This window comes from Pseudomonadota bacterium (assembly GCA_030775045.1).
GTDB lineage: Bacteria > Pseudomonadota > Alphaproteobacteria > JALYJY01 > JALYJY01 > JALYJY01.
On the sequence record JALYJY010000021.1, the window covers coordinates 1 to 19,822 of the forward strand.

The window sequence follows — 19,822 nt, forward strand, 5'->3', positions numbered from 1 at the left end:
ACGATCCGCAGGGTATTCAGGAACATCTCCTCCGTCTCCGTGGGAAAGCCGGCGATCAGGTCCGCGCCGAAGACGACGCCGGGCCGCAGCTGGCGGGCCCGGGCGCAGATGTCGATGGCGTTCCGGCGCAGGTGGCGGCGCTTCATGCGCTTGAGGATCATGTCGTCCCCGGCCTGGAGGCTGAGATGCAGGTGGGGCATCAGGCGCGGTTCCTCCGCGATCAGGCGCCACAGGTCCGCGTCAATCTCCACCGGATCGATGGAGGACAGGCGCAGGCGGGGCAGGTCCGGGACCTGGGCCAGCAGACGGCGGATCATCTGGCCCAGCGACGGCTGGCCCGGCAGATCCCCACCGTAGGATGAAATATCCACGCCGGTCAGGACAACCTCGTTATATCCGCTTTCCACCAGAAGGCGCACCTGGCGCACCACCTCACCCATGGGCACGCTGCGGGAATTGCCGCGGCCGTACGGAATGATGCAGAAGGTGCACCGGTGGTCACAGCCGTTCTGGACCTGCACAAAGGCCCGGGCCTTGCCCTCAAACCCGCTGACCAGATGGGCGGCCGTTTCGCGCACCGCCATAATGTCGTTGACTTGGACCTTTTCCCCGCCGGGCTGCAGGGACCAGCTGGCGGCTTTCAGCTTGTCGTCGTTGCCAAGGACACGGGTGACGCCGGGCAGGGCCGCAAAGTCCTGCGGCCGGATCTGGGCTGCGCAGCCCGCCACTATGATAGGTGTATCCGGGCTTTCCCGGTGCATGCGGCGGATGGCCTGCCGGGCCTGGCGCTCAGCCTCGGCCGTGACAGCACAGGTATTGACGATGATCACATTGTCCAGCCCGGCGCTGTGGGCATGGCTGCGCATCACCTCGGACTCATGCACATTCAGCCGGCAGCCGAAGGTGACAACCCGCGGTCCGGGTCTGTCTTCTGCCTGGTCCGTCACAGGTGATTCCGCGGTAGTGGAAATGTCCATAATCCCTCTCCCTGCCCTCTTATAGAAAACAACCCGGGCAGGGAACAAGGCCAGGATATATTGCCGGTCAGACGGGAGACAAATGGCGGGGAGCGGGCCTTCCGGATCCCGGTCCCCGGAATCCGCAGGTTCTGGCCACGTCTGCCTCGAACCGGTCCAGCTGTGCCGGCAGGTCCACACCCGGTGGACACAGCTTGCGGATCATGTCGTCCACTGTATCGCGCGGTCCTGCAATTTTGTGGGCCAGTGCCGGATCCCCCTTCAGGACCTGGGGCAAAAGCTCCCGCAGCCGTACGGCATTGACCAGAAGCTCGGCAGCCAGGGACCAGCGCGGCTGATCCTTCGACGCAGGCTGTTTCCCGATCATCTCGTCCATCCTGCCCAGCACATCCACAAGGCCCGGCACCGGCTGCCCGGGACCCGTTATCCGGGTTACCACAGCCTGCCATTCCGGTTTTTCCGACCAGCGGGTCATGCTGTCAGCGTGGTGGATGACTTCCTCTTTCAGGACCGTTGCAAGAATCCCCCCACGCTCCAGGATTTCCGGAACAACCGCAATGATCCTCTGGAAATAAAAACTGGCCCCCAGGGCTCCCGTGGCCGGACGGCTTGCAACAATGCGGGTCCAGGTATGATCCAGGGCCTTCCGGTAAAGGCCCGGCAGCGTTCCCAGGGCATCAACAATAGCGGCCTCCTGGTCCCTGACATAGGGAGAAACAGCAACGTCGGAATGAACCCCCTGTATCACAGACTTTCCGAAATTTTGCCGGACCCTGTCGAAAGTCTCTTCCGCCTTTGTCCGGAACAGGTCCACAACATCCGTCCCCTGGTCCGCATCCGGCAGGGGTTCGCCGAAAGTCTCCCTGTACTCAACGCTTTTTTCCTTCCGGATTTCTTCCGGGCCAGCGCCCGTTCCCTTCCAGCGATCCCGCATATGCCGGGCCAGGTCCGTCACCCCGTCAATCCAGGCATGCCGGGAATGGTCAATAACCCTGTCCACATCTCCCTGGTCTGCCCGGGACATATCAATGAACATGACCGGGTGACAGTTCCGGATATTCCAGGGGATATACTCTGTCCCGTGCATGGAAATATCTGCATTCGGTCCCACAACCAGGGCCCCGGAGCCATAGATGATGATGTTGCCTTCTGTCCTCATGAACCAGAGGATAGGCCATACCGGTTAACAAAATGTATAATTGGGCAGGATTTTCAGGGTTCCGGAACCTGTCCACCAGCCCGCTACTGGAACGCCACTTCGGAAAAGCTGCGCAGCTTGCGGCTGTGCAGGCGCTCCAGCCCGTTTTCACGAAGCAGTTCCATGGCCTTCATGCCCACGCGCAGGTGCTGGTCTACCTGGTCGCGGTAAAAGCGGTTGGCCATGCCGGCCAGCTTGATATCACCGTGCAGGGGCCTGTCGGAGACGCACAGCAGGGTGCCATAGGGCACGCGGAACCGGAAGCCGTTGGCGGCGATGGTGGCTGACTCCATGTCCAGGGCCACAGCGCGGCTCTGGCTGAAGCGCTGGATCAACTCCTGCTGCTGGCGCAATTCCCAGTTGCGGTCGTCGATGGTGGCCACGGTGCCCGTACGCATGACGCGCTTGAGTTCATACCCGCCAAGGCCTGTGGTACGGCTGACGGCTTCCTGGAGGGCCACCTGGATTTCGGCCAGCGCCGGAACAGGCACCCACAGGGGCAGATCGTTGTCCAGCACGTGGTCATCGCGCACATAGCCGTGGGCCAGGACATAGTCGCCCAGGCGCTGGCTGTTGCGCAGACCGGCGCAGTGGCCCAGCATGATCCACGCATGGGGGCGCAGGACCGCCACGTGGTCCGTGATAGTCTTTGCGTTGCTGGGCCCGATGCCGATGTTGACCATGGTGATGCCGCACAGGTCGTCCCGCTTCAGGTGATAGGCAGGCATCTGCGGCAGGCGGCCCAGAAAGGGTTCCGGCGCGGCAGGAGCCGAGGGATTCAGGTTCCTGTTCTCCATGACCACGTTGCCCGGCTGGACGAAGGCCGTGTACTGGCTGCGGTGTTCCCGTTCCTTCGGGTCGTCCGTGGGCTCCATCATCGCCGTGGCAATGCGGATGAACTGGTCGATATAGAACTGGTAGTTGGTGAACAGGACATAGTTCTGGAAATGCTCGGGCGTTGTGGCCGTATAGTGGCGCAGGCGGTGCAGGGAATAATCCACCCGCGGCGCCGTGAACAGGGACAGGGGCCCCGGCTCACCCCCTGCAGGCACATGGGTGCCGTTGGCGATGCTGTCGTCCATGCGGGCCAGATCGGGCAGGTCGAAAACCTCACGCAACCGGGACAGACGCTCGGGCGGCAGATCACCCTCGATGTGAATGCCGTCAGGAAAGGCAAAGTGCACGGGAATGGGCGTGGTGCTGACCCCCACGGACACAGACACACTGTGATTGCGCATCAGCAGGTGCAGCTGTTCCCGGTAATAGCGGTCATACAGATCGGGACGGGTCAGGGTCGTGCGGTATGTGCCGGGGCTGGAGACAAAGCCGAAGGACAGGCGCGTGTCCACCCGCGCGGCGTTTTCCGTCCGGATCTGGACGTAGGGATAGCATGCGCGGACGGGCCCAGGCGGAAGCTCCCCCGCGGCAAAGGCCCTGAAACAGTCGCGCAGGTACTGTGTGCTGTCCGCATAGATGGCCGTCACGCGTTCCATGGCCGCGTCGGCATCGTCAAACTGCAGGACATCAAAATGGGGCGGAGAGAATTTCATACCGGATTCTCCCCCATCCGTCCCCTCTTTGCAAGGGGCGGTTTCGGGAAACCCGGACCCTAGGCGGACGGACCTCCCCGCTTTCGCTGGCGGCTGGTGGCCAGGACCAGAAGGCGGGGATCAGCATCTTTCGTCCTGTCCAGGATCAGGGGCTGTGAATACGCCAGCACCAGCGCCCTTTTCAGATCCATATCCTCCGGCCCCTGGAGCATCTGGACAGTCTGCGTCACATAGTCTTCCGGCACACGGGGCAGAAAGCCACCAACGATCATCCGCACCATGTTGTCTTTCAGAACCGGAGCCAGGTGTCCGTCTTCAGGAAACACAGGAGAGCCAGATCGAATTTCATTGCGAAGCCGGGCGGATTCATGGAGGATTCCCCCAAGCTGGTCTCCCGTTGCGGACTGAAGGATTTTTGTCAGGACAGCTTCTCCCTGCGAGGGATCCTGCAGCACCAGGGACAACCATGACTGCAAAATACCCTTGCCGGAAATCCTGTGAAAAACAGTCTTTCTGCCGAACAGCAGATCCAGAAGCTGCCGCCTGCGGTCTGCCGCAGCAGACAGACACAGTGCCCGCAGATTTTCAGGACTGGCGGTCTCAAGCCGGCGGCATATTTTTTCCAGGACCGGTGCCGGACAGACGTTATGAACCTGATCCATGATGAACACCGGAACAGGATCCGGCAGGGCCAGAAGCCTGTCCAGCAGTATTCCTGTCACAGCTTCCGGATGCTCTCCGCAATACATCTGCCGCAGCGTTTTCCCCACCAGGGGGCCGGAAGCTGACCGTTCCAGACCACGGACAACAATGTCGTGGACAGGACCTGTCTTTTCCAGCGCCCAGGCCATGTCCTCAGCTCCGAGGGGGTGTTCTGCCGTACCATCGCCATTCATGTCAACGGCCCACAGACAGGACGAAATCATGCCAGCCAGTCCCTTTTCGGCAACGTAACGGAAAATCCAGGAAACCTGATACCTTTCTGTCAGGGGACCCCGGCGAAACGAACGGAAGAGCATATCAAAGCCTTCATCGCACCCGTCATTGGCGAGAGTGAGAAGGACATCACGAAACAGGTCATGGATGTCCTGTTTTGTCCCGGGGCCCGCATCCCTCAGGGGATGCCGGATTGATCCGGTGTTGAGAATTGTCTCGCAGATCCACTGCACAATCCCGGGTTTTTTCTCCTTTATGGAAACAGCAATGATCCCGGCCAGAAGATCCGCAGGGGGTCTTTCCCCATACCGATCCACCAGCCGTGCATACAGGTCATGCAGATTTCTGATCCTGACATAGTCTTCAGGGTTTTCAGGGGCTTCGGGACCGGTTTCAGCCATGGCCGGCTGCAGGTCAGTGTTCATGGGTGTTTTTCCTGTGACAGGGCTGGTGATTCAGACAGAAGGCCCCCTGCAGGCCAGGGCTGTTTCAGGGGACGGCACAACATAGGGCCTCAGTCTCTCCACTGCGATATCCAGACGGTCCGCTTCCCTGGAAACAGCAACAACCTGTCTGCGGCGCCAGGCCTGCAGAAAAGCTGCAAATGCCCTGACACGGCTGTCAGCCTGCTTTCCAAAGGATGTTCTGCCATCGGCATATGGATTCCTGAAAGCTGCTGCTTTCCACAGATCCTGGATACTAACTGATACATTTTCCATAAATTTCCGGAGTCCGGTTTTATCTGATTCTTTTTCCCACATCCTGATTTCCTTCACGGCAAGTTCCAGGGCCCTGAACTGCAGGACAACACTGAAATACCCGGGAGGATTTTCTATCCGGGACCGACGTTCCTGTGGATCCTGTATTTCGCTGACAATCCGGGACCACAGCCCTGCCATACGAATTTCTTCATCATGCGAAAAGCAGGCAGGATTTCCGATCCTTATCAGGTCATGCCATTTGTCCAGCCTTTCCGCGGGAGGAAACCGGAAGATCAGGTCTTCAACCTGTCCAAAGCATGTCTGGCGCTTTCCTGTTTCTTCCGGTCTGTATTTCAGGCCATCCGCACACAGGTAAAACCCTGCTTCCAGTGTTGTCCTGTCAGATGTCTGTGTCATTTTTTTCTCTCCGGATCACAGGTATAAAAAAGCGTCCGCCCGGATTGTACCCGGGCGGACTGAAACTATTCTGAAAATTCTCCTGCCAGGGGGCCGGGGGCGTTGTCAGTTTTCGTCACACCCGCACAAGGCGGGGGTCTGGTATGCCGCGCAGCCGCGCGGCATACTGTCATCCTCCGGTCAGGCCGGAGGATGACAGTACAGGGATATGGAAAGATCCTCATGGGAGTGAAACAGGAAATCCGGCACCATTCCCTTCAAAAAAACACCCGCCCGGAAGGTGTCCGGACGGGTGCTTGCAGTTCAGGACAATTCCCGCAGGGGAATTATTCCTTTTTGGCCTTTTTCAGGGCGGCCCCCAGGATATCGCCCAGGGAGGCGCCGCTGTCGGCCGAGCCATATTCGGCCATGGCCTGTTTCTCTTCCTCGATTTCCCGGGCCTTGACGGACAGGGAGACCTTGCGGCTGGCCCGGTCGACCTGGGTCAGCCTGGCGTCGACCTTGTCACCGACGGCAAAGCGCTCGGGCCGCTGTTCCGCGCGATCACGGGACAGGTCAGAGCGCTTGATGAAGCCGTTATATTCGCCATCCGAGAGGGAAACCTCCAGACCCCCATCCGTCACGGCGGTAATCGTACAGGTCACAACCTCGCCTTTTTTCAGGCCACCGGAGGAGGAACCAGAAGCCGCGGCGGCCGCGACAGACTCGGCCGGCTCCTCGGTCAGCTGCTTGATCCCCAGGGCCACGCGTTCCTTTTCCGGATCCACATCCAGAACCTTGACCTTTACGGTCTGGCCCTTGCTGTAGTCCTTGATGGCCTCTTCGCCCGGGCGGCTCCAGTCCAGGTCGGACATGTGGACCATGCCGTCAATCTCGCCGGGCAGACCCACAAACAGGCCGAATTCGGCGATGTTGCGGATCTCGCCTTCCAGAAGGGTGCCGGCGGGATATTTCGTGGCAAAGTCAGCCCAGGGATTTTCGGCCAGCTGCTTGATGCCAAGGCTGATGCGGCGCTTCTGCAGGTCCACATCCAGCACGACCACTTCCACTTCCTGGGAGGTGGAGACGATCTTGCCCGGATGCACGTTCTTGCGCGTCCAGGACATTTCGGACACATGGACCAGACCCTCGATGCCGGGCTCCAGCTCGACAAACGCACCGTAGTCGGTAATGTTCGTGACGCGCCCCTTGAGGCGGGTGCCCTGCGGATAGCGGGCATCAACACCCTGCCACGGATCGGACTCCAGCTGTTTCATGCCAAGGCTGATACGCTGGGTTTCCGGGTTGAAGCGGATGACCTGCACGGTGACAGGCTGGCCGATGGACAGCGCCTCGGACGGATGGGCAATGCGGCGCCAGGCGATGTCGGTGACGTGCAGAAGCCCGTCCACGCCACCCAGATCCACGAACGCACCATAATCGGTAATGTTCTTGACCACGCCCTGCAGGACCTGGCCCTCGCGCAGGCTGGCCACCAGTTCGGACCGGGCCTCGGCGCGGCTTTCTTCCAGAACAGCGCGGCGGGAAACGACGATATTGCCCCGCTGCCTGTCCATTTTCAGGATCTGGAAGGGCTGTTCGGTGCCCATGAGGGGCGTGATGTCCTTGACGGGGCGGATGTCCACCTGGCTGCCGGGCAGGAAGGCCACGGCGCCACTGATATCCACGGTAAAGCCACCCTTGACCTTGCCAAAGATGATGCCGGTGACGCGCTTCTGTTCCTGGAAGGATTTTTCCAGAACGGTCCAGGCTTCTTCCCGCTTGGCCTTTTCGCGGGACAGCATGACCTCGCCGTTGCGGTCTTCCATGCGTTCCAGGAACACCTCGACGGTGTCGCCCGCTTTCAGTTCGGGAGCCTGGCCATTGACGACGAATTCCTTCAGGGCCACACGGCCTTCGGATTTCAGGCCCACATCAAGAACGATCGAGTCCTTCTCGACGGCGATAACACGGCCCTTGATGACAGAGCCTTCGAGGTTGTTGGCCGAGCCAAACGATTCCTCCAGAAGGGCGGCGAAGCTTTCCTTTTCAGGAGCGGCCTTTGCAGATGCGGTTTTTGCGGATGTTTTTGCCATGGAGTCTCCTTGTGTGAATGGACGAAAGATGCCGCTGGCGTGTTCCGGCAGTCTTCCGTGCGCAGGGCACCATGCCCTGCGACGGGGGTGGAAAGGTGTCCTCAGACAGCCTTTCCGGGGCGAAAGCGCGGGCCCAGCCGGGATACGACATAAGCCAGTGCTTCCTCAAACGTCTGGTCAGGATCCATGCGGGACGTATCCAGGACATACGCATCGGGCGCTGCCCGCAAGGGGGCCACCGCCCGCTGGCTGTCACGAAGATCCCTGTTCCTCATGTCCTCCAGAACCAGGTCGTATATAGCGGGTATGCCCCGCTGCCGCAACTCTTTCAGCCGGCGCTCCGCCCGGATCTCCACATCGGCCGTCACATACAGCTTGGCCTCGGCGTCCGGACAGATGACCGTGCCGATGTCCCGCCCGTCCAGAACCGCGCCCGGCGCGCCGCCCGGGGGAAAGCGGGCAAACTGCCGCTGGAAATCCAGCAGCACCGTCCGCACCTGGGGAATGGCCCCCACCTTCGACGCTGCCTGGCCCGCCGCATCGCCTTTCAGGTCAGGATTCTCCAGAACCTCGGTCCGCTCGGGGTGCAGGTCCAGCGCGGCGGCGATGGCCTGGTCCGGATTGTCCGGATTGCCCCCGGCTTTCAGGACGGAGAGCCCCACAGCCCGGTACAGCAGGCCCGTGTCCAGAAAGGCGAACTGCAGAGCTTTTGCAATACGGAACCCCAGGGTGCCCTTGCCACTGGCCGACGGACCGTCGATGGCCACCACAGGGGTGCGCGGGCGGTCCACAAGGACAGCGCAGGCTTCTGCCTCCACCCCCGAATCCGGCGTTACACAGTCCATGGATCCCTCATACAGAGAACGGGGCTTGCCCCTGCCGGAACCTGCCCATACAGTGGCGTTACTGTACACCTGTGCCCCGGGAGAATTCCAGCATGTCCTATGACGCCAGCAACATTTTCGCCCGGATCCTGCGCGGCGAAATCCCCTGCAGGGAAGTGTACCGGGACACATACGCCCTGGCCTTCCACGACATTGCACCCAAGGCCCCGGTCCATGTGCTGGTCATCCCCACAGGGCCGTACACGTCACACGATGATTTCGCCGCCCGGGCCAGCGAGTCCGAAATCGCCGGCTTTACCAAAGCCGTCGGCCATGTGGCCCGGCTGGTGGGCGTGAATAAAACAGGATACCGCCTGATCAGCAACCACGGCGCCCATTCACACCAGGAAGTGCCGCACTACCACGTGCACATCCTGGGCGGCCGGCCACTGGGGCCGATGCTGGTGGAGGAGTGAAAGAAGGGTTTACGGAGCAGGTTCCCGCCGTCTGCGGCGCCGGGCATTCAGGAACATGGCACCGCCGATCAGAGCGGCCACCGCCCCAGTGACTTCAAAGGCAGTTACCAAAGCGTGATCATTATGTAATGCGTGCATACGCCATATAATGGCGGTCACCTGCTCATCATTGGCATACCGGTCCCGCGCGCCCAGAACGTTTTCCCGTGCCCTGTATATGAACCTGGACCAGGAAACATTGTATACGAACCCGGACCAGGAAACATTAAAACCACGCATGTTTCTGTCCTTCACAAAAGACTCAATTTCCAGGGGCCCATTGGCTGGATCGGCAATAATACGCCTCAGATCCCGTTCTGTTTCTGGCATCATTACAATGAATGCGGCATCTTTCTGCGGAGTATCCTCAGGACTTAAGCCATTCGAGTAGTAACCTTGTGCAGAGGAAGAATTGTATGGATTTGCCGGACTGGTCGTCCAGGACATACCCTGCGCATGGACAGGGCCTGCAGTCAGCATTGCGCCGGCAGCGGCTGCAACAAGCTTTTCCTTAAGCGTCATCACTGTCTCCTGTCAAAACCCTGCGCATGATACAGCCCCCTATCACTTTCAACAACAGACTGGCCTAATCCCTATCCCACCACCTTCCCCAAGACGGCATTCAGGCGCTGGCGGCCGTCGCGGGTGGCGGTCAGGTGGGTGTCTGACAGGGTCAGGAAGCCGCCGTCTACCATGGCTTTCAGTCCGGCCTGGTCCAGAAAGCTGTCCCAGGGCTGTCCCCCTTCCCGCACCAGGCGGTCCAGAGGAACGCCCTCAGCCAGGCGCAGGCCCATCATCAGGGTTTCCGTGACCCGGTCCCGTGGACCAACGGTTTCCTGCGCTTCCAGCCCGTGGCCCTGGCGTTCGACCCTCTCCAGCCACACTTCCGGAGCCCGGTGTGCACGGGTCGAACATTTCACGCCATCCAGAACAAGGCGGCCGTGCGCCCCCGGCCCCACGCCCACGTAGTCCTGGTACCGCCAGTACACCAGATTGTGGCGGGATTCCTGACCCGGCCGGGCGTGGTTCGAGATTTCATAGGCGGGCAGTCCGGCCTGGTCCAGAACCTCCTGCGTGGCCTCGTACAGGGCGCCGGACAGGTCATCGTCAGGCATCTGCAGTTCGCCTCGTGCGTGCAGGGTATGGAACTTCGTCCCCTGCTCGATGGTCAGCTGGTACACGGACAGATGCCCTACGGCGTACTCCAGCGCCCGGCGCAGTTCCTCCGTCCAGGCGGCCACGGTCTGTCCGGGCCGGGCATAGATCAGGTCAAAGGAAAAGCGGTCAAAGTGCTGCGCCGCCAGGGCGATGGCTCCTTCCGCCTCAGCCGCGCTGTGCTGGCGCCCCAGGAATTTCAGGGCCGCGTCGTCCAGCGCCTGGATGCCCAGCGATACGCGGTTCACTCCGGCCTGCCGGCATGCGGCGAAGCGCCCGGCCTCGACCGAGGTGGGATTGGCCTCCAGCGTCACCTCCAGGTCCGGCATCACGTGCCAGTGTTTGCGCACCGTATCCACCACAGCGGCCACCGTTTCCGGCTCCATCAGCGATGGCGTACCGCCACCGAAAAAGATGGTGCCCACGGTCCGGTCCGCCGTCTGCGCCTGCCAGTATAGCAGCTCCCGCACCAGCGCATCGCGCCAGCGGCTGTGGTCCACCTTCTCCCGCACGTGACTGTTGAAATCACAGTACGGGCACTTGGCCTTGCAGAACGGCCAGTGGACGTAAATTCCCAGCGGCTCCTGTGTCATGAAAAGCACCGTTCCAGAAGCAGACGTAACGCTTTGGCCCGATGGCTGCCAGCGTTCTTTTCGTCCGGAGACAGCTCTGCGTTGGTGCGCGTCTCCCCCAGTCTCCGGAAAACCGGGTCATACCCGAATTCACCGGTACCCCGGGGCGGCCAGACAATCTCACCCTCATCACGGCCTTCCACCACTTCCGCATGTCCGTCCGGCCAGGCCAGCGCCAGGCAACACACAAACTGGGCCCGGCGATTGGCCGATGGCCCCAGCAGGGTATGGATCTTTTCCATGGCGGTCTGGTAGTTACGGCCTTCCCCGGTCTCCGCCCAGTCTGCCGAATGTACGCCCGGCTGACCACCCAGCGCCTCGACACACAGGCCGCTGTCGTCGGCCAGCGCCGGCTGCCCGCTGACCCGGGCCACAGCGCGGGCCTTGAGCAGCGCGTTGTCGCGTAAGGTTTCTCCCGTCTCGGCCGGCGCGGCCAGACCCAGATCTGCCGCGGTCACCAGCGCAATTCGCCGGGTCGGAAAAAGCTGACCGAACTCCTTCAGCTTGCCGGGATTGTGCGTCGCCAGAACCAGCGTTGTTCCGGAAAACCGGCGGGCCATTGCGATATCTTTCATGCCGGCAGGAATAGCGGAATTCTCCGGCTTTTTCAGCAGGAAACCCCTGCCCGCCAGACAAATTCCTTATTTGTTGCATAAGCCTTCGGTATGTTACGGCTTTGGTGGTTTGAAGAGCAGGGTTTCAGGATATGGGTCGGGAAGAGGACGCACAGCAGGAAACAGGGGCCAGGGTTCTGTCTGCCGAGGAAGAGCTTATATGCAGCATTGCCGAAAAAAATCTTGAATACACAGGCCCTGCAGATGCCCCGTTTTCAGAGGGAAACTTCTCTCTCCCTGAACGTTTTCTTCCGGAAGCAGCTGCGCAACCGGACATCCCGGTTTTTGAAGACAGCCCGGAAAATATGCTGGATATTCTGAACGCACTGCCCGTGGCAATGTTTGTTTCCGGCAAGGCAGCCTGGGAAAAAAGCACAGTTCCTCTTGAAAATGTAAAGAAAGGCCTTCTTTCAGCTCTGGAAAAATTCTCCGGAGATGATGTTTCAGATATCATTGCCGGTATAAACAAACATCTGTCAGGTCTTGCAGTCTTTACCCATGTTTCCGGCAAAGACATCCATGACCTTCTTCGTCTTGAAAAATATTTTTCCCTGGAAAGGCGTCTGGAGGATCTTCACGAACATTATATGCTGGCCACCGAGCTGGCCCGGCATATCGACGAACACAGCGGCAGCGGGTCGCGGGCAGCCTCGCGGGCTGTTTTTCATCTCACCAGGGCAGATGATATAAAATTCATCCGGGAGAACCTGTACAAACCAGAGGCCCTGTCCGATATTCTTCTGCGCCTCCAGTATCAGGGGCACCTGTCCAGAATACTGGAAGATTTTGGCTGGCTGGATAAAAACCAGACCGACTCCAGCCTCAAAATCGTAGATGTATGCATGCGTATCGAAGCGCAGCTGAAGGCAGCTTCGGAACTGGCTCATATTCTGGGAAGAACAGCTCCCACACTGGCTTTCATGGGGATTGACGCGCAACAGCATGATCTCCTGCGCGAAAGTCTGTGGATGAAGTCTCTGGAGGGCGCAGGACAGGCTGTCCATGGCGTCAGTTCCGAAGAAGAAGGACAAAGAATTGTATCTGCCCTGCTTGACGCAGTTCTGGCAGAGACAACCGGAGCATCCACGGAACCAGCAGGCATCCCGGAAGAACAGCCGCCTCTTTCCACAGCACCTGAAGAAGACCTGGATTTCAGTTTTCCGGCCCCCGCGATCTGACCGGACTATTTCTTCTCCAGAACCCGCGCCTCGTCCGGCAGCATGACGGGAATGCCGTCGCGAATGGGGAAGGCCAGCCCTGCGGCCGGGCTGACCAGTTCCTGTCGCTGTGCATCGTACTGCAGGGGCTGACGGGTCAGGGGGCACACCAGCATCTCCAGCAGGGCCGGGTCGACGCCAGCGGGCCCGGCATGGGCCGGGCGGGCGGGTTTTTCTGCATCTGTCATGGCGTTCTCCTATGAAAACAGGATGGATGACAGCCGACGACGGCCAGACACTGTAAGCTCATCCGCCGGACCAAAGGCATCGAACAGTTTCAGCAGCTGTTTGCGCGCCAGCTCATCATTCCACTTGCGGTCACGGCGGAACAGCTCCAGCAGCTCGTCCACCGCTTCTTCCCGCCGACCGGCCTGGTAATGGGCCATGGCCAGGTCAAACCGGGCCTGATGGTCTGCCGGATTGGCGGCCAGCCGCGCCGCCAGCTCCCCTTCCCTGCCCCGGGCGCCATTGTGTTCCGCCAGATCCAGCAGGGCCCTCACGGACGCAGCCTCGGGCTTTTTCTGCATGTCTTCCGGCGCCCGCTCCAGCATCTGGCGGGCCGCCTCTGCCTCTCCGGATGCAATCATGACCCGGACCAGACCAAAAAAAGCCCCGGCATCGGCGGGATCCGCGGACAGAAGATGGTTGTACAGGGCTGCGGCCTGGTGCGTATCGCCACCATCCAGCGCCTGCTTGGCCCGGGCCAGCAGGATTTCCCGCTCCTCGCCGCCCTGTCCGGCAGCGGAACCGCCCGCCATCTGGACCAGCCTGTCCACGAACTGGCGGATCTGCGATTCGGGCAGGGCGCCGGAGAATCCGTCCACCACCCGGCCCTGGAAAAAGGCATAGACGGTGGGCACGGACTGGATGCGCAGCTGCTGCGCCAGGTCAGGGTTGCGGTCGATGTCTATCTTGACCATGCGCACGGCGCCTTTGGTCCCCGCGACCACCTTTTCCAGAAGGGGACCCAGCGCCTTGCACGGTCCGCACCAGGTAGCCCAGAAGTCGGCAAGAACAGGGGTCGTGCGGGAGGTTTCCACCACCTCGGCCATAAAGGTGGCCGTGGTCACGTCCTTTACTTCTGTGCTGGAATGTCCGGAAGGACCGGACCCGGGAAACAGCATGGAATCATCTCCGCTTTCCATGAAAACACCAGTGCCAAGATATGGACCCGGCGGCAGACCAAGACAAGGGCTCCAGAAAACGACTTGCAATACGGCTTCAGATCCGTATTATCCCCGGACTGTTGTTCGGACCATGGTCCGTGGAGCGCGGGCGTAGCTCAGGGGTAGAGCACAACCTTGCCAAGGTTGGGGTCGAGGGTTCAAATCCCTTCGCCCGCTCCAGAAACCGCAGTTCCCCTTTTCCGGATATTTTCAGGCCCTGCAGGGACAATCCTGCTGCCGGGTCCATTAACCTTTTGTTCAGGGTTATCTGTGACATTGTATTCACAACCATACCCTGAGGCACGGACATGCCTGAAGCCATAAAGTTCAATCTTCTGCAGAGAATCCTGAATTTCAGGGGCACCCTGGTGGACGACTGGAAGGGTGAAAAAGACGGCGGCGGCGTTTTTCTCGCCGACAAGGACCTGGACCGGCTGGCTCCCCACGCGGCGCTTTTTGCGGGTTATGGCTATATGGATCTTTTCCGGAAACTCTGGGAAAGAGTGCCGGCCGATCAAACCCTGGACGTGCTGAAAGAGGCCATAAACAATGCCCTCACCCATGGCAGAATTCCCGTGTTCCGGGAACTGGCGTCAATGGCTTCCCACAGAACCCTGGAAAAGATCTTCCGGGCCGACAGGTTCAGGATATTCTGGACAGCCTATATAACGGAATCTCTCAGATCTGTCCGCACGGCCGATGCCCTCGTCAGCGAGGCGGCAAAGGCGAGCGGAACATCCCTTGTCCTTGACGCACTGCGGGCTCTGGACCCGCCGGCCTTCAAATGGCTTGATCTCTACGAGGAACACGAGGAACTCCTCAACAGCCAGGTCCGGAGGGATCTTCTGGCAAAAGATACCCCTACGGATCTTTTCCTGAAACACTGGGACAACGGCCGGAATTACGGAAAGCTGGACGCCCTGGAACAGCAGATGGTCCGGGAATTCAGACAGCGGGCCATCCGGAATATGCTGCGGGATCCGCCCGTGACACTACCATCCGGACATTCCCATGGACCGGAAGACGAACCGGATATTCTGCCCGCTCTGGAAAAAGCCCGGGAAACACGCCAGATTCTGAAGCCCGTGGACATGTCCGCAGAACCCGATCCCGCCGGCCCGGACCAGGACCAGGCTCTTATGGATCGTATTATGGATCGCCTGCGCAGGGAAAATCCGGACAATCCGGAACTGCACCGGAAAAAACAGCTGGAAAGAACAAGGCCTTCCAGAAGCTTCCCCCCCGGACAGGACTTCATAGAACTTCCCGGTCTTGAGGGGCGCAGGATTCGCCGGTCCTGGCTGAGAGACCGTCTTCACAGCCCAGGCATCTTTGCCCGGCACCCGGAGTTCTTCTGCAAGCTTATGGCCACGTTTTCCGGCCTGAAAGACAACCTTCAGAAGCAACCTTCACTGAACACCCTGCGGATATTCACGGCACCCGTCAGGAATCCGGATCTCCAGGCATATCTCACGGCCGGGCTTGTCCAGGATCAGACCGTCAATGAGGCCGCAATCGAAGCCATAAACCGCGATCGCTCCCTTCTGGAGCAGGAAAGGGATACAACGGGGGGTACCAACGCCCTGGACCGGGCCACCCTGAAAGTTCTTTTCGAAAAACTGGAGGCCAAAGGCGATCCGGACATCCTCCGGTGGAAAAAAGAAGCAGGATACTATCCACCGGACATGACCCTTGCGGGGCACTCGCCTTCCGGATTCAGGCGGGATATCTACCAGGAACTCTTTCCCGTGCTGGTTATGGCCGGGCGCATGGAAGATTCTTTCTATCCCGAGCTCAACTGCTATGTCCTGTCAGTTCTTTTCAAAAAAGGTCCCCAGGCGCGGGCCTATCTGGACCGATACCAGGAAAAATGGGCCGGACAAAGCCTGACGCCGGTCGAGGACGCCTGCCTGATGGATATTCCGCGGGAAGGAACATGGACCCCGGAATTCTGGGGACAGATGATCAGCCAGCACGGGCCGGCTGTCAGCAGGTATATCGGCATGGCTGTACAGATCGAGGCGCTTGTTTTTGTAAAACATCCTGACAGCGAAAAGCTCAGCCAGGAGCAGAGAGCCGCCGTCCTGAAAACCGCCCTGCCGTCACCTGAAAAAATAAAAGAACTGGCGGACCGGGTCGGTTATCTGAGACAGGATGAAAATCCCCGGTTTGCCAGGGCCTGTCTGAAAAATGCCGTTCCTTCCGAAATTTTCGAGGAAGGATTGCCGGTCCTGGAAAAACCCCGGATGCTCCACCATCTTCCCGATCCGGGAATCATTGATGGCGCGGAGATTGGCCATCCCGGCTTTTACATGCGCAAGCTGGCCCCCGATGATCCCACCGCGCTGATCATGGGTTATATTCTCCACAACTGCCAGCGTCTGGGAAAACAGGGTGAGGCCGCAGCCATCCACGCCGCCACATCGCCTTACGGTGGTTTCTATGTGTGGCACAAAAAACAGGATCCGGATGCAGCGCCCGATCCGGACAAGGACCGGGTCGTAGCCGCCAGCTGGGGCTGGATCGGGAAAGACAACGCACTGGTGTTCGATACCTTTGATCCTGTCAAACACCTGGAAGGCCATCCGGCTTACGCGAAAATGGGCCAGGATTTTCTGGAAGAATTTTCATACCGCGTGCAGCAGGGCAAGCCGGTCCTTGTGGACGGCAAACCCCTCTCCTCGGTTCGGCTGGGGCACGGCGACAACAAGGCAACACAGGCCATCGCAGAAAAATGCGGGGCGATCAACGACGTCGACCAGCTCTCCACGCCCCGCGACTATGACCCCAGAAACCTGCGCTATTCCAGACAGGAAGGGGAACAGCACATCATCGAGCCGGTGTGCCACAGCAACCCTGCAGCACGGCCGGCACTGGAACAACGGGCCAAAGCCCTGGCTGCACCCGGCACCTCGACGTAAAGGCTTATGCCAGAAATCCTTTTTCCAGATCCAGGGACTGGCGCACGGCTTTGCCCCCACCGGCCCGCTCCAGCACAAACTGCCAGCACAGGTTCGTGCCCGCATCATATGACGACGTGGAGGACAGGGTGACGGACAGGGTATCGCCCCTGCACCCTTCCAGCGACTCCAGCACCGGGAAATACAGCTGCTCCCAGTGGGTCTTCGGGGCAAAGGGGCTGGTGGAGAGATCCACACCAAGCACCAGTTCTGCATTCCACCACACCGCCGCGCCGTAAATCACCGTGTCCACCGCCAAAGTCCACTGCGCCTTGCCCTTGCGGTCCGGCGCGTTCCTGCAGCGGAAATCCAGACTGTCCCACACCTGCGCGCTGCGGCCCCGGTCCAGAAGATCGCTTGCTGTAAAGGTCCGCACATAGGCATTGTTCAGGCTCATGGTCTTCGCCAGCGTGAAATCCAGCCCGAAACCCACATCATCCCAGACCTGAAGGTCCCGGAAGAACCGGTCCGTGACCACCGGGACCACCACCTGCTCCACCTTTCCGGGAATGATCATTCCACCCGGTTTCAGAAAGCGTTTCGCATCCTCCACCGTCTCGATCATCTGCTCCTCAAAGGCATAGTTGCCCAGGGTCTCCGAGACAACCACATCCACCGGCGGCGGATTGTCAAAGGTAGTGGAGTGTCCGGCGCGAAACCGGCAGCGCTCAATCCTGTTCGCCTTTGCCAGATGACGGCACAGGTTCATGACGTCGCCACTCTCGTACAGATGCACTTCCCGTGCGCCCAGACGGCCGGCCATAAAACCCAGAATGCCGGTGCCACAACCCACATCGGCCACGATTGTCTGGCCGGGTCGGATCACCTTCTCCAGGGCGCGATGGAACGCCTCGTTCCGCACCCGGTCCGCCAGCATGGTCCGGTGATATTCAATGGGCATGTGTTATCTGTCCGCAGTATTTTTTCGGCAGGGAGGTGATCATACGCCTGTTTGAGGGAAGGGTACAAAAAGCTTTCTGGTCCTGTTCTTGTTGTCCCAGGGTATTTTTGCAAAAGGCAGCCACGTTTCCACAGGTCAGGAAGAAAGCTAAAGCGTGATTCCAAGTCTTTCAAGCTGAACGGCTTTTGTCAGGGATCGTCCCCCATTGCACAGGGCTTCACACGCAACTGAAGAAATCATTCCCTGTTTCTGCAAATTCCTGGCCATATCCTGCAAGGCTTCGGCACTCACAGAAACAGTTCCCTCAAGAACAGCATCCATCGGCTTTCTGCCGCCCTGCTCCAGAGCCTTTTTAAATTCATCCCCTGCAGATTTTGCAATCAGAAACAGGGAGAAGGACGAACCACTTATTTTGACCCTGTCCCCATCAAAGGAAAACTCCACAGGGGGAACCTGGATCCCGGCCATCGCCCCTTCAAGATTATTGTCCTGGAAAATGTCCTTTTTGACAAGGTTTTCCCTGACAGACGTCCACTGCTTTCCGGGAACTGTTATTACGCACCCCGTCCCGTCAATTCCCTGAAGATTCCTGTCAATCGTCACGTCCTGATGCTGCTCTGTCCTCACAAGCTCAACAAGCACGGCTTCCATCAATTCTTTTTTGCCGTAAAGGGTCGTTTCGCCCTTTGAGTTCTGTTTCACAATAACCTGATAGTCTGTTTCATGCCCTCCAGACCCGGTATTACCCACCAGCTGTCCGGACTCAAGGATCTGGACAACAAGCTTCCGTGTTTCTGGGACAGTGTCCGGTTTCATGGCAAACCCCTGAAAAAACTGATGAATGCAGCTGTAATACCATGAGAATTCCTAACACTTTGTAAACAGCAGGATCTGGTAATATTCCGGCTGTTTCTACGCCGCCATTTTTTCCAGCTTTTTGACCCGGCGGTTCATCAGCCACCAGGCTGTGCGGCTTGCGGCGCCGAAGGCCACGCTGTGCGGTTTCAGGCCACAGGCCTTGAAGATCATCGCCATGCCCCGGTCTACGTGGTGGGGACGATAGAAACTGTACGCCCGGCGCATATAGGCCCGGTTGAACGTCTGGCGGTCATAGGGCTCGCCGTTGCCGTTGGCGGCGTAATACGCATAGGACAGCTCATCATCCTCGGCCTCGTTGATGCGGGAGAGGGCGATGCGCACCCGCTGGAACCGGTTCAGTTTCTCGGCATCCAGATAGCGTTTCAGGTGATCGTAGAACAGCTTGTAGTGCCGCAGCTCATCCGCCGCGATGTTCTGGCAGATGGCTTTCAGGACAGGCTCGTCCGTGGCCTCGTGGATGGCGGTGTAGTACGAGCTGGTGCCCGTTTCCACCATGCACCGGGCGATCAGCTCGCCACTGCGCGATCCGCGCACGGACTTCGCCGCATCCAGCGGAATGCGGTACCCGGCCCGGAATTTCGCAAAGGACTCCTGGAAGCTGAACGACGGATCGGCCTTTTCAGCCCAGCGGCCCAGCGCCTCGCCATGCTGGACTTCCTCCACACCCCAGTGCTCGGCCGCTGCACAGAATTCCGGGTCGTCGTGGAACACGTTTTTCAGATAGGTGACGTAATCACCGGCGTTGTATTCCACCATGGCGGCGGCCTTGACCACCTGCAGCAGATCCGGTGTGATTTTTGACGCATCAAACCGGTCCCAGGGAAGCTCATCAATCGTCCAGTGGGCGCGGGCCATGACTTCCTCCCTGCAGGACTGTTCAGTGGATTGTGGCCCCGCGCAGTGCGGCGAGCGCGGCCTCGACAACAGCCTTGCGCGTATCACGGCGGGAACCGGGCGCCTCATTCTCCAGATCCGCCAGCTCCTTTTCAAGGGCGTTGCGGTCCAGGGCCGACAGGGGCCGGACGTCCACGGCCAGAACCGTACAGGCCGTGGCAGTCACCTCGGCAAAGCCGCCGGCCACAAACAGCTGTTCTGTCTTCTGGCT

19 protein-coding genes and 1 tRNA gene are annotated in these 19,822 nt (G+C 59.7%); 4 read left to right on the forward strand and 16 right to left on the reverse strand.

Features of this window, described 5'->3' with window-relative positions; genetic code table 11:
- The 7 genes from mtaB to cmk form a co-directional block, all read right to left on the reverse strand.
- Positions 1-977: tRNA (N(6)-L-threonylcarbamoyladenosine(37)-C(2))-methylthiotransferase MtaB (gene mtaB, locus M3O22_03050; protein ID MDP9195736.1), on the reverse strand; the 977-nt coding region annotated here is incomplete at its 3' end.
- Between the two features lie 67 nt (positions 978-1,044).
- On the reverse strand, positions 1,045-2,136 hold the full coding sequence (locus M3O22_03055; protein ID MDP9195737.1) for a hypothetical protein: 1,092 nt from the start codon (positions 2,134-2,136) through the stop codon (positions 1,045-1,047).
- A gap of 83 nt (positions 2,137-2,219) precedes the next feature.
- On the reverse strand, positions 2,220-3,725 hold the full coding sequence (locus M3O22_03060; protein MDP9195738.1) for an AMP nucleosidase: 1,506 nt from the start codon (positions 3,723-3,725) through the stop codon (positions 2,220-2,222).
- Positions 3,726-3,784: 59 nt separating this feature from the next.
- Entirely contained in the window at positions 3,785-5,086 is a 1,302-nt protein-coding gene (locus M3O22_03065; protein ID MDP9195739.1) for a hypothetical protein, read from the reverse strand.
- Between the two features lie 30 nt (positions 5,087-5,116).
- On the reverse strand, positions 5,117-5,779 hold the full coding sequence (locus M3O22_03070; protein MDP9195740.1) for a hypothetical protein: 663 nt from the start codon (positions 5,777-5,779) through the stop codon (positions 5,117-5,119).
- Positions 5,780-6,105: 326 nt separating this feature from the next.
- The gene (gene rpsA, locus M3O22_03075) at positions 6,106-7,854 is read right to left on the reverse strand and encodes a 30S ribosomal protein S1 (GenBank protein MDP9195741.1); all 1,749 of its coding nucleotides are present in this window, start codon (positions 7,852-7,854) and stop codon (positions 6,106-6,108) included.
- A gap of 101 nt (positions 7,855-7,955) precedes the next feature.
- The gene (gene cmk, locus M3O22_03080) at positions 7,956-8,624 is read right to left on the reverse strand and encodes a (d)CMP kinase (protein MDP9195742.1); all 669 of its coding nucleotides are present in this window, start codon (positions 8,622-8,624) and stop codon (positions 7,956-7,958) included.
- A 167-nt stretch (positions 8,625-8,791) separates the two neighbouring features.
- Here cmk and M3O22_03085 point away from each other — a divergent pair, with 167 nt between their 5' ends.
- Positions 8,792-9,154, forward strand: a complete 363-nt coding sequence (locus M3O22_03085; GenBank protein ID MDP9195743.1) for an HIT domain-containing protein — start codon at positions 8,792-8,794, stop codon at positions 9,152-9,154.
- A gap of 9 nt (positions 9,155-9,163) precedes the next feature.
- Here M3O22_03085 and M3O22_03090 read toward each other — a convergent pair whose 3' ends face one another.
- The 3 genes from M3O22_03090 to rdgB all read right to left on the reverse strand — a co-directional run bounded on the left by M3O22_03090 (position 9,164) and on the right by rdgB (position 11,555).
- Positions 9,164-9,715, reverse strand: a complete 552-nt coding sequence (locus M3O22_03090; protein MDP9195744.1) for a hypothetical protein — start codon at positions 9,713-9,715, stop codon at positions 9,164-9,166.
- Between the two features lie 71 nt (positions 9,716-9,786).
- On the reverse strand, positions 9,787-10,941 hold the full coding sequence (hemW, locus tag M3O22_03095; protein MDP9195745.1) for a radical SAM family heme chaperone HemW: 1,155 nt from the start codon (positions 10,939-10,941) through the stop codon (positions 9,787-9,789).
- Positions 10,938-11,555, reverse strand: coding sequence for an RdgB/HAM1 family non-canonical purine NTP pyrophosphatase (rdgB, locus tag M3O22_03100; GenBank protein MDP9195746.1), 618 nt, complete (start codon positions 11,553-11,555; stop codon positions 10,938-10,940). The genes hemW and rdgB overlap by 4 nt, the downstream gene beginning before the upstream one ends.
- Positions 11,556-11,686: 131 nt before the next feature.
- On the opposite strand from rdgB, the gene M3O22_03105 reads away from it, so the two are divergent.
- Entirely contained in the window at positions 11,687-12,772 is a 1,086-nt protein-coding gene (locus M3O22_03105; protein MDP9195747.1) for a hypothetical protein, read from the forward strand.
- Between the two features lie 5 nt (positions 12,773-12,777).
- Here the strand turns inward: M3O22_03105 and M3O22_03110 are convergent, their stop codons facing one another.
- Both M3O22_03110 and M3O22_03115 read right to left on the reverse strand, forming a co-directional pair.
- Positions 12,778-12,999, reverse strand: a complete 222-nt coding sequence (locus M3O22_03110; protein ID MDP9195748.1) for a Trm112 family protein — start codon at positions 12,997-12,999, stop codon at positions 12,778-12,780.
- A 9-nt stretch (positions 13,000-13,008) separates the two neighbouring features.
- The gene (locus M3O22_03115) at positions 13,009-13,881 is read right to left on the reverse strand and encodes a co-chaperone YbbN (GenBank protein ID MDP9195749.1); all 873 of its coding nucleotides are present in this window, start codon (positions 13,879-13,881) and stop codon (positions 13,009-13,011) included.
- A gap of 201 nt (positions 13,882-14,082) precedes the next feature.
- On the opposite strand from M3O22_03115, the gene M3O22_03120 reads away from it, so the two are divergent.
- Both M3O22_03120 and M3O22_03125 read left to right on the forward strand, forming a co-directional pair.
- Positions 14,083-14,157: transfer RNA gene (locus tag M3O22_03120), tRNA-Gly, on the forward strand.
- A 128-nt stretch (positions 14,158-14,285) separates the two neighbouring features.
- Positions 14,286-16,898 (forward strand): hypothetical protein, encoded by a 2,613-nt coding sequence (locus tag M3O22_03125; GenBank protein ID MDP9195750.1) that lies wholly within the window; start codon positions 14,286-14,288, stop codon positions 16,896-16,898.
- Positions 16,899-16,902: 4 nt separating this feature from the next.
- On the opposite strand, the gene M3O22_03130 is transcribed toward M3O22_03125, so the two are convergent.
- The 4 genes from M3O22_03130 to M3O22_03145 form a co-directional block, all read right to left on the reverse strand.
- On the reverse strand, positions 16,903-17,838 hold the full coding sequence (locus M3O22_03130; protein MDP9195751.1) for a 50S ribosomal protein L11 methyltransferase: 936 nt from the start codon (positions 17,836-17,838) through the stop codon (positions 16,903-16,905).
- A 147-nt stretch (positions 17,839-17,985) separates the two neighbouring features.
- Positions 17,986-18,654, reverse strand: a complete 669-nt coding sequence (locus tag M3O22_03135) for a hypothetical protein (GenBank protein ID MDP9195752.1) — start codon at positions 18,652-18,654, stop codon at positions 17,986-17,988.
- 96 nt (positions 18,655-18,750) lie between these two features.
- On the reverse strand, positions 18,751-19,572 hold the full coding sequence (locus tag M3O22_03140) for a ferritin-like domain-containing protein (GenBank protein MDP9195753.1): 822 nt from the start codon (positions 19,570-19,572) through the stop codon (positions 18,751-18,753).
- 22 nt (positions 19,573-19,594) lie between these two features.
- The coding region (locus tag M3O22_03145; GenBank protein MDP9195754.1) for a F0F1 ATP synthase subunit epsilon at positions 19,595-19,822 on the reverse strand (228 nt) is incomplete at its 5' end.